The organism is Ramlibacter sp. P4_H7, assembly GCF_056400765.1.
In genome coordinates, this window is sequence record NZ_JBFUKP010000024.1 from 47,052 (window position 1) to 60,071 (window position 13,020).

A 13,020-nucleotide genomic window follows, 5' to 3' on the forward strand; every position below is an offset into this window, starting at 1 on the left:
GGAAAGCCCGCGGCCGGCGGACTTTCCGGAAGCGCCTTCAGATGGCGAACGGGTATTCGCGCAGCAATTCCATCGCACGCTGCCCGCGCTCGCCCAGGAAGAAGGCCTCGACGAAGGGATGGCGGTAGGCGATCACTTCGCGCGGCGGGCCGTTGACGATGACGCGCTGGTCGGCCAGCACCGCGATGCGCGTGGACAGTTCGAACAGGGTGTCCAGGTCGTGCGTGACCATGATCACCGTCAGCGCCAGGTCGCGGTGCAGCGAGCGCAGCAGGGCGACGAAGCCGTCCGAGCTGTCCGGGTCCAGCCCGGCGGTCGGCTCGTCCAGCAGCAGCAGGGGCGGATCCATGATCAGCGCCCGCGCCAGCGCTGCCCGCTTGATCATGCCGCCGGACAGCTCCGACGGCATCTTCTTTCCGTCGGCGGGCTTCAGGCCCACCATCTGCAGCTTGACCATCGCCGCCTCCTCGATCATGCGTCGCGGCAGGGTCTTGAGCTCGCGCAGGGGGAAGGCGACGTTCTCCAGCACGCTGAAGGCCGAGAACAGCGCGCCGTGCTGGAACAGCATGCCGATTCGGCTGGAAGCGCCGCGCCGCGCAAAGGCCTGCACGGGCTGGCCCATGATGCGCACCTCGCCGGCGGCGGGTTGCTCCAGGCCGAGGATCTGCCGCAGCAGCACGGTCTTGCCGGAGCCCGACCCCCCGACGATGGACAGCACCTCGCCACGGTTGACCGTGAGGTCCAGGTCCTTGTGCACCACCACCCGCCGGTCCGGCTGGTCGAACGCGGACCAGAGCTTGCGGATCTCCACCACCGGGCCGTCGGCCGGAAACGGGGGCAGTTCAACCTCGTCGTCCGTTGCGGTGTCGGTGTCGTCGTCGGTGTCGGACATCAGATCCCCACGCTGCTGAAGAGGATGGCGAACAGCGCATCCACCAGGATCACCATCGTGATCGCCGTCACGACGGAGGCCGTGGTGCCCTGGCCCAGGCTCTCGGTGTTGGGCTGCACCCGCAGGCCGAAGTGGCAGCCGATCAGGGCGATCATGATGCCGAAGACCACGGATTTCGACATGCCCAGGATCAGGTTGGGCAGGCTCACCGCCGCCGGCAGCGCCTTGACGAAGAAGATGGGGCTGATGCCCAGCGACAGGTCGGCCGCCACCATGCCGCCGATCAGGCCGGCGATGGTGGTCCAGCCGCTGATCAGCGGCATGGCGATCGACAGCGCCATGGCCCGCGGCATGACCAGCCGGTAGGTGTGCGAGATGCCCATCACGCGCATGGCGTCCAGTTCGTCGGTCACCCGCATCACCCCGATCTGCGCCGTGATCGCCGAGCCGGAGCGGCCGGCGATCAGGATGGCGGCGAGCATCGGCCCGAGCTCGCGGACCAGTGCGATGCCCAGGATGTCGACGATGTAGGCGTCCGCACCGAACTGCCGCAGCTGCTGCGAGGTGAGGTAGGCCAACACCACGCCGATCAGCCCGCCCACCAGCGCGGTGATCGGCAGCGCCGTCGCGCCGATGCGGTACAGGTGTCCCGTGAAGTCGCGCCACGGCGCCCGGTGCGGCGCCCGCACCAGTTCGCGCAGGTCCAGCGTGAGCTGGCCAATGAGCGTGACGAAGCTGCGGCCATGCTCCAGGGCGGCGAGCAGCTTGCCGCCGAACGCCAGGAACAGGTCGTACCAGCCGAGGCGCGGCGAGGGCGGCGGCCGGCAGGTGAACTGGGCCACCCGCTCGAGGATGGCGCGCTGCGACGGCAGCAGTTCGAGCCGGTCCGGCCAGCGCTGGTCCCAGTGGTCCCACAGCAGCTGGGCTCCCACGTGGTCCAGTTGCCCGGCCTGGCGCAGCTCCCAGGCCTGGCTCGCCGCCGGCGCAGGCAGCGAGCGGCGCAGGCCGCGGGCCACGCCGGGACGGCCGAACTGGGCAGCCGTCCACTCGCCGAGTAGGCGGACGGTGGGACCCTGCGGCGCTGGCGCCTGTTCGAAGCGGGGCGTGGCGTCGGTCATGGTCGGGGAGCGCCCATCGTAACGGCAGAGCCTGACGCTGTCGTGTAGGAGAAGGGGCCGGGGCGGCGCGCCGGGTATAACCACGACGGAAGGAGACTCGGCCATGACGACGAACCCTGGGGAACTGGGCGTGGAGCGCCGCGGCGCCGTGCTGTGGCTGACCATCCAGCGCGAAGAGCGGCGCAATGCGATGAGCCATGGCGTGCTGGCCGCGATGGGCGAGGCGATCGATGCGGCGCAGGCCGACCGCGCCGTCCGCGCGATCGTGGTGACGGGCGCCGGCGACAAGGCCTTCTGCGCCGGCGCCGACCTGCAGAACGCCCAGGCCTTCACCAGCGACTATTCCGATCCCACCGGCCACTTCGCCCGGCTGCTGCGGCGGGCGCGGGCCAGCCACCTCCCGCTGGTGGCGCGGGTGAACGGCGCCTGCATGGCCGGCGGCATGGGCTTGCTGGCCATGTGCGACCTGGCGGTGGCAGCGCGGCACGCGGTGTTCGGCCTGCCGGAAGTGAAGGTGGGCGTGTTCCCGGCGCAGGTGCTCACGGTCCTGCAGCGCCTCGTCCCGCGCCGGCAGCTGGCCGAGCTGTGCATCACCGGCGAGCCCGTCACCAGCGAGGAGGCGCTGGCCATGGGGTTGGTGAACCACGTGGCGGACGATGTCGACGCGAAGCTGGAGTGGCTGCTCAACCGCATCCTCGACAAGTCGCCGGCCGCAATCCGCCGCGGTGTCTACACCATGAAGAGCATCGAGACCATGGCCTTCGAGGAGTCCATGGCCTTCACCGAAAGCCAGATCGCGCTGTTCGCGCTGACCGAGGACGCCCGGGAGGGCCAGGCCGCCTTCCAGCAGAAACGCAAGCCCGATTGGAAAGGCCGCTAGCCATGGACAAGACCGTGCGCATCGGCGGCGCCTCCGCCTTCTGGGGCGACAGCAGCGTGGGCGCGCCGCAGCTGGTGGCGCAGGGCAACGTGGACTTCCTGGTGTTCGACTACCTGGCCGAACTCACGATGTCGATCCTGGCCGCGGCCCGGGCGAAGAAGCCGGACCTGGGCTATGCCACCGACTTCGTGGATGTGACGATGAAGGCGATCCTGCGCGACGTCGCGAAGAAGGGCATCCGCGTGATCAGCAACGCCGGCGGCGTCAATCCGCAGGCCTGCGCGCAGGCGCTGGCCGCCGTCGCGGCGGACCAGGGCCTGCCGCTGAAGATCGCGGTGGTCACCGGCGACGACGTGCTGCCGCTGGTGCCGCAGTTGCGGGAACAGGGCGTGCGCGAGATGCAGACCGGCGCGCCGGTGCCCGAACGCCTGCTGGCCGCGAACGCCTACTTGGGCGCCCTGCCGATCCGGGCCGCGCTGGATGCCGGTGCGCAGGTCGTCATCACCGGCCGTTGCGTGGACAGCGCGGTGACGCTGGGCGCCCTGATGCACGCCTTCGACTGGCGTGCCGACGACTACGACCGGCTGGCCCAGGGCAGCCTGGCCGGCCACGTGATCGAGTGCGGCGCGCAGGCCACGGGCGGCCTGCACACCGACTGGGAGTCCGTGCCGGACTGGCCGCACATCGGCTATCCGGTGATCGAGTGCCAGGCCGATGGCAGCTTCGTGGTCGGCAAGCCGAACGGCACCGGCGGACTGGTCACCACGGCGGTCGTCGCCGAGCAGATGCTGTACGAGATCGGCGATCCGCGCCGCTACCTGCTGCCGGACGTGACGTGCGACTTCACGCAGGTGCGGCTGGAGCAGCTGGGCCAGCACCGCGTGCGCGTCACCGGAGCGCGCGGACTGGCGCCCGGGCCGGCGTACAAGGTGTCGGCCACCTACATGGACGGCTTCCGCTGCACCGCGCAGCTCACCATCGTCGGCCTCGATGCGGCGCGCAAGGCCCAGCGCACGGGCGAGGCGATCCTGGCGCGCACGCGCGAGCTGTTCGCGCAGCGGCGCTGGCTGCCCTACACCCGCACGCACGTCGAGGTGCTGGGCGCGGAGCTGGCGTACTACGGGCCGCACGCGCGCACGCAGGACGTGCGCGAAGCCGTGCTGCAGGTGGCCGTGATGCATCCACAGAAGGAGGCACTGGAGCTGTTCGCGCGCGAAATCGCGCCGGCCGGCACCAGCTGGTCGCCGGGCACGACGGGCGCGGGCGGGCGGCCCAGTCCGTCGCCCTGCATCCGGCAATTCGCGTTCCTGGTCGACAAGGGACGGTTGCAGCCGCAGGTGCACTTGGCCGATGAAGCGCACGCGGTGGCCGTGCCCCATGGCCAGGCACCGGTGCCCCCACCCGACGCGACCGGTGCCGTCGATGCGGAGCTGTCGCGCGAGGACTGGCCGCAGGTTCCTCTGGTGCAGCTCGCCTGGGCACGCAGCGGCGACAAGGGCAACCACTCCAACATCGGCGTGATCGCGCGCCGGCCCGAGTGGCTGCCGTGGCTGCGCGGCCAGCTGACGCCGGAGCTCGTGAAGGAGTGGCTGGGCCACCTCGTGCAGGGCGACGTCACGCGCTACGACGTGCCCGGCGTCCACGCGATGAACTTCCTGTGCACCGATGCGCTCGACGGCGGCGGCATGGCATCGCTGCGCAACGATCCGCTGGGCAAGGGGATGGCGCAGATCCTGTTGTCGATGCCGGTGGCGGTGCCGCCGGGATGGCGGTGAAGGGGAAGTCGAACAGGAGGCTTGCGCGGCCGTAGGCTGGCGGTGCGAGCGAAGCGGCACCCCAGCGATGCGCGAGGCGCTGGCTTTGCGGGCGCGCGCGCTGGGCTTCGGCGCTGCGCGCGCTCACCCCAGCCTACGACGCCCCCGCCTATGAAGTAGCGAACCCGCCGGCGAACACTTCGCGCAGGTGGTCCACGAAGCATTGCACCGCGCGCGGCACCTGCGGCGCCCAGGGACGGATCGCGTAGATGCCGTCGCCGAAGAAGCCCAGCGGCCGCCACTCCGGCAGCACCGGCACCAGCTGGCGCGGGCCGAGATGCGAAGCGGCGCTGAAATCCGGCAGCAGGCCGATGCCCAGGCCACCCAGCACCGCCTCGCGCAGCACCTCGCTGTTGTTGGCTCGCAGGGGGCCATCGACCGCCACCACGGCGCGTTCCGCCTTGCGGCCCGTGCCGCGCTCGAAGGACCAGCTCTGCCCGGCGGTGTCGCGCAGGTACAGCAGGCAGGCGTGCTGCGCCAGTTCCGACGGGTGCGCGGGGCGGCCCCGGCGCCGCAGGTAGTCCGCGCTCGCCACCAGCAGCGAACGCGAGGGGCACAGCTGCCAGGCGACGTGGGTCTCCGGCGGCGCCTGCGTGTGGCGGATCGCGAGATCGAACCCTTCCTGCGGCAGGTTGGCCAGGCGATCGCCAAGGTCCAGCTCCAGCCGGATCTCCGGGTACTTCAGCAGGAAGGCCGGCAGCGAGGGCGCGACGTACTGCCGGCCCAGCGCCACGGGTGCCGTCACGCGCAGGACGCCACGCGGCGAGCCGGCCAGGTCGCGGATGCCGGCAAAGCTCTGCGCGATGCGCTCGAAGGAGGCGCGCGTTTCTTCCACGAGTTGCTGGCCGGCCTGCGTCAGTCCCACCGAGCGGGTCGTGCGCCGCACCAGCGGCACGCCGGCGCTGCGCTCCAGTTCCGCGATGCGGCCGCTGACCGACGCCTTGGAAATGCCCAGCCGGCGCGCGGCCTGCGTGTAGCTGCGCGTTTCCGCCAGCACGGTCAGCAGGTGCAGGTCGGCGAAGGCAGGGGTGGGACTCGTGGCCATGGTTCGATTGTTCATTTTCTCAAACAATCTGGTCAGCGCCGCCGTATTTCCAAACGGCCCGCGCAGGCCTAGACTGGCCCATCCCCGCAGGAAGCCACCATGAACGCACCCGACAAGTCCCGCCCCGCCGCCACGCTGGCATCGATCGAACACTGGATCAACGGCAAGCTGGTCCCCGGCCAGAGCGGCCGCCGCGCCGATGTCTTCAACCCCGCCACGGGCCAGGTGAGCGGCCGCGTCGCGCTGGCCAACTCGGGCGAGGTCGCGCAGGCCGTGGCCGCCGCGCAGGCCGCCTTCCCGGCCTGGGCCGACACGCCGCCGATCCGGCGGGCGCGCGTGATGTTCAAGTTCCTCGAACTGCTGAACCGGCACCGCGACGAACTGGCGCACATGATCACCGCCGAACACGGCAAGGTGTTCACCGACGCGCAGGGCGAGGTCACGCGCGGCATCGACATCGTCGAGTTCTCTTGCGGCATCCCGCAGCTGCTCAAGGGCGACTACACCGACCAGGTCTCCACCGGCATCGACAACTGGACGCTGCGCCAGCCCCTGGGCGTCGTGGCGGGCGTCACGCCCTTCAACTTCCCGGTGATGGTGCCGATGTGGATGTATCCGGTGGCCATCGCCGCCGGCAACTGCTTCATCCTCAAGCCCAGCCCGCTGGACCCGACGCCGTCGATCCGCATGGCCGAACTGCTCAAGGAAGCGGGACTGCCGGACGGCGTGTTCAACGTCGTGCAGGGCGACAAGGACGCGGTGGACGCGCTCCTGGAACACCCCGACGTCAAGGCGATTTCCTTCGTCGGCTCCACGCCGATCGCGCAGAAGATCTACGAAACGGGCGCGAAGCACGGCAAGCGCGTGCAGGCCCTGGGCGGCGCCAAGAACCACATGGTGGTGATGCCCGACGCCGACATGGACCAGGCGGTCGATGCGCTGATCGGCTCGGCCTTCGGCTCCGCCGGCGAGCGCTGCATGGCGATCTCGGTGGGCATCCTGGTGGGCGAAGCGGCCGACCTGGTGATGGCCAAGCTGGCCGAGCGCACGCAGGCGCTGAAGGTGAAGAACGGCGAGGAGCTCGACGCGGAGATGGGCCCGATCGTCAGCAGCGTGGCGCACCAGCGCATCACCGGCTACATCGCCCAGGGTGAAAGCGAAGGCGCCAAGCTGGTCGTCGATGGCCGCAAGTTCCAGGGCGCCATGGCCGGCGCCGGCTGCGACGCCGGCTTCTGGCTGGGTGGCACGCTGTTCGACAACGTGAAGCCCGACATGAAGATCTACAAGGAAGAGATCTTCGGACCCGTGCTCGGCTGCGTGCGCGTGAAGGACCTGAAGGAAGCGACCGAGCTGGTCAACGCGCACGAGTACGGCAACGGCGTGTCCTGCTTCACGCGCGACGGCAACGTGGCGCGCGAGTTCTCGCGGCGCGTGCAGGTCGGCATGGTGGGCATCAACGTGCCGATCCCGGTGCCGATGGCCTGGCATGGCTTCGGCGGCTGGAAGAAGAGCCTGTTCGGCGACATGCACGCCTACGGGGAGGAAGGCGTGCGCTTCTACACCAAGCAGAAGTCGATCATGCAGCGCTGGCCCGAGTCGATCGGCAAGGGCGCCGAGTTCGTCATGCCGACGGCGAAGTAGGGCACCCTCACCCTGCTCCCTCTCCCGCAAGCGGGCGAGGGAGCAGGGAGCATGGGGGCCAACGGGAATTTCTCCCTCTCCCCCTGGGAGAGGGCAGGGGTGAGGGCCGGCGGCGCAGAATGAGCGCGAGGAGACAGAAGAGCGCATGAGCGACACCAGCTTCGACTACATCATCATCGGCGCGGGCACGGCGGGGTGCCTCCTCGCCAATCGCCTTTCCAAGGACCCGACCCGGCGCGTGCTGCTGATCGAGGCGGGCCGGCGCGACGACTACCACTGGATCCACATTCCCGTGGGCTACCTGTACTGCATCGGCAACGAGCGCACCGACTGGCTGTACTACACCGAAGCCGACGCCGGCCTGAACGGCCGCAAGCTGCGCTATCCGCGCGGCAAGACACTGGGCGGCTGCTCCAGCATCAACGGGATGATCTACATGCGCGGCCAGGCGCGCGACTACGACGCCTGGGCGCAGCGCGTGGGCGACGCCTCGTGGACCTGGGACAACTGCCTGCCCTATTTCAAGAAGCACGAGGACTACTACAAGGGCGCCGACGCGCTGCACGGCGCCGGCGGCGAGTGGCGCGTGGAGAAGCAGCGCCTGCGCTGGGACGTGCTGGACGCATTCGCGCAGGCGGCGCAGGAAGCCGGCATCCCGCACAGCAAGGACTTCAACCGCGGCAGCAACGAAGGCGTCGGCTACTTCCAGGTGAACCAGAAGAACGGCTGGCGCTGGAACACGGCCAAGGCCTTCCTGCGGCCCACCTGTTACGGCCGCGCGAACTTCGAGCTGTGGACCCACGCGCAGGTGGCGCGCCTGCTGTTCGAGACGCTGCCCGACGGCACGCGCCGCTGCACCGGCGCCGAAGTGTGGACGGGCACCGAGATGGTCCGGGTCGAGGCGGCGCGCGAGACGCTGCTGTGCGCCGGAAGCATCGGTTCGCCGCAGATCCTGCAGCTCTCCGGCATCGGGCCGGCCGACCTGCTGCAGCAGCACGGCATCCCCGTGGTGCACGAGCTGCCGGGCGTGGGCGGCAACCTGCAGGACCACCTGCAGATCCGCGCCGTGTTCAAGGTCGAGGGCGTCGCCACGCTCAACACCCTGGCCAGCAGCTGGTGGGGCAAGCTGAAGATCGGCATGGAGTACGCGCTCAAACGCAGCGGGCCCATGAGCATGGCGCCGTCGCAGCTGGGCGCCTTCACGCGCAGCACGCCGGACCAGCCCTACCCGAACATCGAATACCACGTGCAGCCGCTCAGCCTCGACGCCTTCGGCGAACCGCTGCATGGCTTCGATGCCTTCACGGCGAGCGTGTGCAACCTGAACCCCACCAGCCGGGGCTGGGTGCGCATCCGCACGAACCGCTTCGAGGATGCGCCCGCGATCGCGCCGAACTACCTGAGCACGCCGGAGGACCGCAAGGTCGCGGCCGATTCGCTGCGCGTCACCCGCCACATCGCCGCGCAGCCGGCCCTGGCGAAGTACCGGCCGCAGGAATGGCGTCCCGGCACGCAGTACCAGAGCGACGAAGACCTCGCCCGGCTGGCGGGCGACATCGCCACCACCATCTTCCACCCGGTGGGAACCACGGCCATGGGTGCGGACGACGACCCCCACGCCGTGCTGGACGCGCAGCTGCGGGTGCGCGGCATCGCGGGCTTGCGCGTGGTGGATGCCGGCGCCATGCCGACCATCACCAGCGGCAACACCAACTCACCGGTGCTGATGATGGCCGAGAAGGCTGCGGAGTGGATCCTGCGGGACGCGCGCCACTAGAACGCTCGGCGCACGCGCAGCATCACGTCGTCGATCTCGATGCGCGGCTGGCGCACGGTGCCGACCAGCACGCCGCCACGGAACAGGGATTGCCGGTCGCTGGCGGATTGCCGGGCATGCGTCCAGGCGAGGGACCAGCTCCAGGGCGACTGCGCGGAGGAACCCTCGAGCGCCACGGCGACCTCGTTGCGGTGGCCACCGTCGATGTCCGACGGATCGAACACGCCGCCGAACTCGATCTGCAGACGGTGGTAGACGCTGGTGCGGTACTCGACGGAGGGGCGCAGCTTCCACGTCACCACGTCGATCTCGTGCGACCACCGCACCCCCGGCATGAGCAGCGTCGAGGTCTCGAGCAGCCCGCCGACCGTGGGGGTCGAGCGGATGTCCCGGCGTTGCTGCGCGCCGCGCAGCACCACCCAGGCCTCACCCCATGGGGCCGGAGCCCAGGGTCGCCACGCCGCAGTCAGGTCCAGGTCGCGGTGCCTCGTTTCCGTGGTGTGGGGCACCCCGGTCTGGGTCTGGCCGTCGTAGTCCAGCACGCCGCCCGCGACGCCCGCCTCCAGCTGGAGCGCGCCGCCCCCCGCGAACCGGCGCTGTCCGTCCACGCCCAGGCGCAGCATGGGCCCGGACTCTTCCACCAGCCGGCTGCCGTCGTCGGCCCGCTCCACGAGGGTGCGGTACTGCACGCCGGCGCTCACGCCCCAGGAGAAGTCCGGCTGCGCCTGCTGGGCGAATGCCGCGGTGGTCCCCGCGCCGAGCAGGGCCACCGCCATCCACAGTCGCCGCCGGCTCAGATCAGGGCCTCGAGCTGGGCGCGCGAGACGCCGCTCGTCGACTCGAACCCGCCATCACCGTTGGTGTCCACCTGCAAGGAGAAATTGTTGGTCGGCACGACCGACAGTTGCAGGCCGGAATGGCTCGCGGCCACCTTCAGGCCACCGGAGGTGTAGCCGGACGAGCTGATCACGATCGGCGACAGCGTGCTGAGCTGGTAGTTGAAGACGCCGGAGCCGAACCGGACGTTGTTCGACTCCACCGTCGCCGTGATGGAAACGGTCGCCTGCGTGCTCGTCACGTTCACGGAGTGGGTGTAGTCCTTCAGCGTGATCGTGTGCGACACGCCGGACTTCTCCACCGTATTGCCCAGGGATGCGGAGCTCAGCGACAGGTTCGAGTTGCTGGCGCTGGGCTCGGCGATGCCGATGGTCAGGTCACCGTTGGAGGTGCTCTTGACGCCGCCCTGGGTCACGGAGAAGCTGGTGGCGACCAGCCGCAGCGTGACGTTCTTCGGGAAGGTCGTGGAACTGCTGTCGAAGCTGCCGCTCACCACGGTGAGGGTCATGGTGCCATTCAGCAGGACCTGGGTGCCGGTGTTGCCCAGGGGGTCCAGGCAGTTGTTCGCCACCACGCTGAACTGGTCACCGGCCGTGGCGACGGTGGCGCTCGCGCTGGTGTCGGTCACGACCAGGGTGCCGCCGAACTGGCAATTGCGGGTGACGGTGGCGCCGGTGGCCAGCGCGGGACCGGTGGACTTGGACAGCAGGTCGCGGGCGACGGCGGCCAGGAGCAACGCGTTGGACGCCCCGCCGGTTTCAACCTGGACGGCGGTCACGATGCCGGTGCCGACCTGCGCCGCGTCGATGTTGGTGGAAGTCTCGAGCACTTCGGCCGCAACGGCCTGCGCGTTGGAATCCGTGATCACCAGCTGGCTCGCCGTGGTGGTCGCGGGCGGGGGGGTGCCGCCTCCCCCTCCGCCGCCGCCGCCGCAGGCGGCCAGCAACAGGGTGGGAACGATCCAATAAGCATTGCGAACGAGACGTGATTTCATGGAGAAACTCCCCCCGGGAAGTGAATGTGACTACGCGAGCTTAGCTTCAACTTGCAACCCATGGGGTTGGGGAAGGCTCCAACGTGTCGACCTTTGCACAAACCCACGTCGCCACGACACCACAATGCAGTCCTCACAGTGGCAAGCGCTTTCATCGGACTTTGCGCGGTGCACGGGAAAATCCGGATGCACCGGCATCGTGCGAACCGGTACAGTCCAAGCACTCGCGTCGAGCCCCTGGGCCGACAGGACGAGGGTCCGAGGAGACAAACCCCGCACAGAACACGAACATCGATGCGCGGCACTGCACCCATGCAGGCCGGGACACTTTCAGAAGCGCCGCACTTGCGGCGCTTTTTCTTTGGCGGCGCCGGGGCCGGAAGGCGCAGTCGCCTCGACTGCGACAATCGCGCCGATGGAGTTGCTGCTGGTAACACTGGCCTCGGTGCTGGCCGGTTTCGTCGATGCGATCGTGGGGGGCGGCGGGCTGATCCTGGTGCCCGCGCTGTTCTCGGTCTTTCCCACCACGCCGCCGGCCACGCTGTTCGGCATCAACAAGGGCGCCTCCATCTGGGGCACGGCGTTCGCGGCGCGCCAGTACGGCCGGCGGGTCGACATGGACTGGGCGGCGCTGCTGCCGGCGGCGGCCGCGGGGTTCACCGGCGGCTTCCTGGGGGCCTGGGCCGTGACCGTCGTGCCCTCGGAGTTCCTGCGCAAGCTGCTGCCGGTCGTGTTGCTGGCCGTGCTGCTTTACACGCTGGTCCGCAAGGACCTGGGCCGAGACCACGCACCGACGCTCCGCGGCCGTGCCCAGACCGCGGCGGCCTGCGCGATCGGCCTGCTGCTGGGCTTCTACGACGGCTTCTTCGGCCCGGGCACCGGGAGCTTCCTCGTGTTCCTGTTCGTGCGCGTGCTGGGCTACGACTTCCTGCACGCCTCCGCCTCGGCCAAGCTGCTGAACACGGCCACCAACCTCGCCGCCCTCGTGCTGTTCGCCCTCAAGGGCCACGTCTGGTGGCAGTACGCCCTGGCGCTGGCGATCGCCAACGTCGCGGGCAGCCTGCTGGGCACGCACCTGGCTCTCAAGCATGGCGCCTCCTTCGTGCGCGGCGTGTTCATCCTGGTGGTCGGCGCACTCATCCTGAAGACGGGCTACGACGCCTTCCTGCGTTGAGCGTCGCGCGCCCATAATGGGTCATGGACGACATCGTTCGCCAGGCGATGGCCAAGTGGCCCAACGTGCCGCACTGCTACGGCTGGCTGGCCCTGGACGATCGCGGCAACTGGTACATGCGGGACGACCGCGTGCAGGCAGCGGGCCCCTTTCCCGCTGCCAAGGGATCGCTGCTGCGGCACGAAAAGCTGGTCGACTTCATCCAGCGCAACTACGAGCGGGACGACGCCGGCCGGTGGTTCTTCCAGAACGGCCCGCAGCGCGTCTACGTGGAGCTGCAGGCCACGCCCTGGATCTGGCGGGTGGGCGCCGACGGCAGCATCGCCAGCCACAGCGGGCAGCCCGCGCAGGCGAAGCGCTGCCTGCTGGACGAGCAAGGCCGCGTGTACCTGGAGACCGACCTGGGCATCGGCCTGGTCCATACGCAGGACATGGTGCAGGCCTCCGAGGTGATCGAGTCCGGCCACTGGCAGCCGGAAGACGTGCGCGCGGGCGAGCTGCCGGCGCGCTATGGCTTCGTGCGCAGCCCTGCGGCGCAACGCGCCGAAACGACCAGCCCCTGAGACCGGTCCGCAAGAAGAAAGCCGGCGCGAGGCCGGCTTTCTGGAGGGGAACGGGACGTCCGCTTACTTGGACTGGCCGACCATGTACTCCACGGCCGCCTTGATGTCCGCATCCGGGGCGGCGCTGCCTCCCTTGGGCGGCATCGCGTTCTTGCCCTTGATCGCGCTGGTGACCAGCGCGGGAACGCCTTGCGCGATGCGAGGCGCCCAGGCGGCCTTGTCGCCAATCTTGGGGGCGCCGGCGACGCCCGCTGCGTGGCAGGCCACGCAGACCTGCTTGTAGAC

12 protein-coding genes are annotated in these 13,020 nt (G+C 69.8%); 6 read left to right on the forward strand and 6 right to left on the reverse strand.

Annotated elements, in window-relative coordinates; all coding sequences use genetic code 11:
- Positions 1-37: 37 nt before the first annotated feature.
- Both AC1DSA_RS23515 and AC1DSA_RS23520 read right to left on the reverse strand, forming a co-directional pair.
- On the reverse strand, positions 38-892 hold the full coding sequence (locus AC1DSA_RS23515; protein ID WP_477893327.1) for an ABC transporter ATP-binding protein: 855 nt from the start codon (positions 890-892) through the stop codon (positions 38-40).
- On the reverse strand, positions 892-2,010 hold the full coding sequence (locus AC1DSA_RS23520) for an MlaE family ABC transporter permease (RefSeq protein ID WP_477893328.1): 1,119 nt from the start codon (positions 2,008-2,010) through the stop codon (positions 892-894). The genes AC1DSA_RS23515 and AC1DSA_RS23520 overlap by 1 nt, the downstream gene beginning before the upstream one ends.
- A gap of 103 nt (positions 2,011-2,113) precedes the next feature.
- Between AC1DSA_RS23520 and AC1DSA_RS23525 the strand changes: the two genes are divergently transcribed.
- Positions 2,114-2,890, forward strand: a complete 777-nt coding sequence (locus tag AC1DSA_RS23525; protein ID WP_477893329.1) for an enoyl-CoA hydratase/isomerase family protein — start codon at positions 2,114-2,116, stop codon at positions 2,888-2,890.
- 2 nt (positions 2,891-2,892) lie between these two features.
- Positions 2,893-4,665, forward strand: coding sequence for an acyclic terpene utilization AtuA family protein (locus tag AC1DSA_RS23530; RefSeq protein ID WP_477893330.1), 1,773 nt, complete (start codon positions 2,893-2,895; stop codon positions 4,663-4,665).
- A gap of 148 nt (positions 4,666-4,813) precedes the next feature.
- On the opposite strand, the gene AC1DSA_RS23535 is transcribed toward AC1DSA_RS23530, so the two are convergent.
- Complete coding sequence (locus AC1DSA_RS23535) at positions 4,814-5,749, reverse strand: LysR family transcriptional regulator (RefSeq protein ID WP_477893331.1); 936 nt, start codon at positions 5,747-5,749, stop codon at positions 4,814-4,816.
- Positions 5,750-5,848: 99 nt separating this feature from the next.
- On the opposite strand from AC1DSA_RS23535, the gene AC1DSA_RS23540 reads away from it, so the two are divergent.
- The gene (locus AC1DSA_RS23540; protein ID WP_477893332.1) at positions 5,849-7,390 is read left to right on the forward strand and encodes a CoA-acylating methylmalonate-semialdehyde dehydrogenase; all 1,542 of its coding nucleotides are present in this window, start codon (positions 5,849-5,851) and stop codon (positions 7,388-7,390) included.
- Between the two features lie 145 nt (positions 7,391-7,535).
- Entirely contained in the window at positions 7,536-9,167 is a 1,632-nt protein-coding gene (locus tag AC1DSA_RS23545) for a GMC family oxidoreductase (protein WP_477893333.1), read from the forward strand.
- Here the strand turns inward: AC1DSA_RS23545 and AC1DSA_RS23550 are convergent.
- Together AC1DSA_RS23550 and AC1DSA_RS23555 are read right to left on the reverse strand one after the other, a co-directional pair.
- Positions 9,164-9,943, reverse strand: a complete 780-nt coding sequence (locus AC1DSA_RS23550) for a hypothetical protein (RefSeq protein WP_477893334.1) — start codon at positions 9,941-9,943, stop codon at positions 9,164-9,166. The two genes, AC1DSA_RS23545 and AC1DSA_RS23550, sit on opposite strands and share 4 nt — an antisense overlap.
- Positions 9,944-9,960: 17 nt before the next feature.
- On the reverse strand, positions 9,961-10,998 hold the full coding sequence (locus tag AC1DSA_RS23555; protein WP_477893335.1) for a hypothetical protein: 1,038 nt from the start codon (positions 10,996-10,998) through the stop codon (positions 9,961-9,963).
- A gap of 415 nt (positions 10,999-11,413) precedes the next feature.
- Between AC1DSA_RS23555 and AC1DSA_RS23560 the strand changes: the two genes are divergently transcribed.
- On the forward strand, positions 11,414-12,172 hold the full coding sequence (locus AC1DSA_RS23560; RefSeq protein ID WP_477893336.1) for a sulfite exporter TauE/SafE family protein: 759 nt from the start codon (positions 11,414-11,416) through the stop codon (positions 12,170-12,172).
- A gap of 23 nt (positions 12,173-12,195) precedes the next feature.
- Positions 12,196-12,735, forward strand: coding sequence for a DUF2946 family protein (locus AC1DSA_RS23565; protein WP_477893337.1), 540 nt, complete (start codon positions 12,196-12,198; stop codon positions 12,733-12,735).
- A gap of 63 nt (positions 12,736-12,798) precedes the next feature.
- Here AC1DSA_RS23565 and AC1DSA_RS23570 read toward each other — a convergent pair.
- Positions 12,799-13,020 (reverse strand): c-type cytochrome (locus AC1DSA_RS23570; protein ID WP_477893338.1); only part of this gene is annotated, 222 nt, incomplete at its 5' end.

Excerpts from the sequence above, each read along its gene's own strand:
- AC1DSA_RS23525 (WP_477893329.1), top strand. The coding sequence starts at position 2,114 with ATGACGACGAACCCTGGGGAACTGGGCGTGGAGCGCCGCGGCGCCGTG.
- AC1DSA_RS23550 (WP_477893334.1), bottom strand. The coding sequence starts at position 9,943 with ATGGCGGTGGCCCTGCTCGGCGCGGGGACCACCGCGGCATTCGCCCAG.
- AC1DSA_RS23560 (WP_477893336.1), top strand. The coding sequence starts at position 11,414 with ATGGAGTTGCTGCTGGTAACACTGGCCTCGGTGCTGGCCGGTTTCGTC.
- AC1DSA_RS23545 (WP_477893333.1), top strand. The coding sequence starts at position 7,536 with ATGAGCGACACCAGCTTCGACTACATCATCATCGGCGCGGGCACGGCG.
- AC1DSA_RS23555 (WP_477893335.1), bottom strand. The coding sequence starts at position 10,998 with ATGAAATCACGTCTCGTTCGCAATGCTTATTGGATCGTTCCCACCCTG.
- AC1DSA_RS23515 (WP_477893327.1), bottom strand. The coding sequence starts at position 892 with ATGTCCGACACCGACGACGACACCGACACCGCAACGGACGACGAGGTT.
- AC1DSA_RS23530 (WP_477893330.1), top strand. The coding sequence starts at position 2,893 with ATGGACAAGACCGTGCGCATCGGCGGCGCCTCCGCCTTCTGGGGCGAC.
- AC1DSA_RS23540 (WP_477893332.1), top strand. The coding sequence starts at position 5,849 with ATGAACGCACCCGACAAGTCCCGCCCCGCCGCCACGCTGGCATCGATC.
- AC1DSA_RS23520 (WP_477893328.1), bottom strand. The coding sequence starts at position 2,010 with ATGACCGACGCCACGCCCCGCTTCGAACAGGCGCCAGCGCCGCAGGGT.
- AC1DSA_RS23535 (WP_477893331.1), bottom strand. The coding sequence starts at position 5,749 with ATGGCCACGAGTCCCACCCCTGCCTTCGCCGACCTGCACCTGCTGACC.
- AC1DSA_RS23565 (WP_477893337.1), top strand. The coding sequence starts at position 12,196 with ATGGACGACATCGTTCGCCAGGCGATGGCCAAGTGGCCCAACGTGCCG.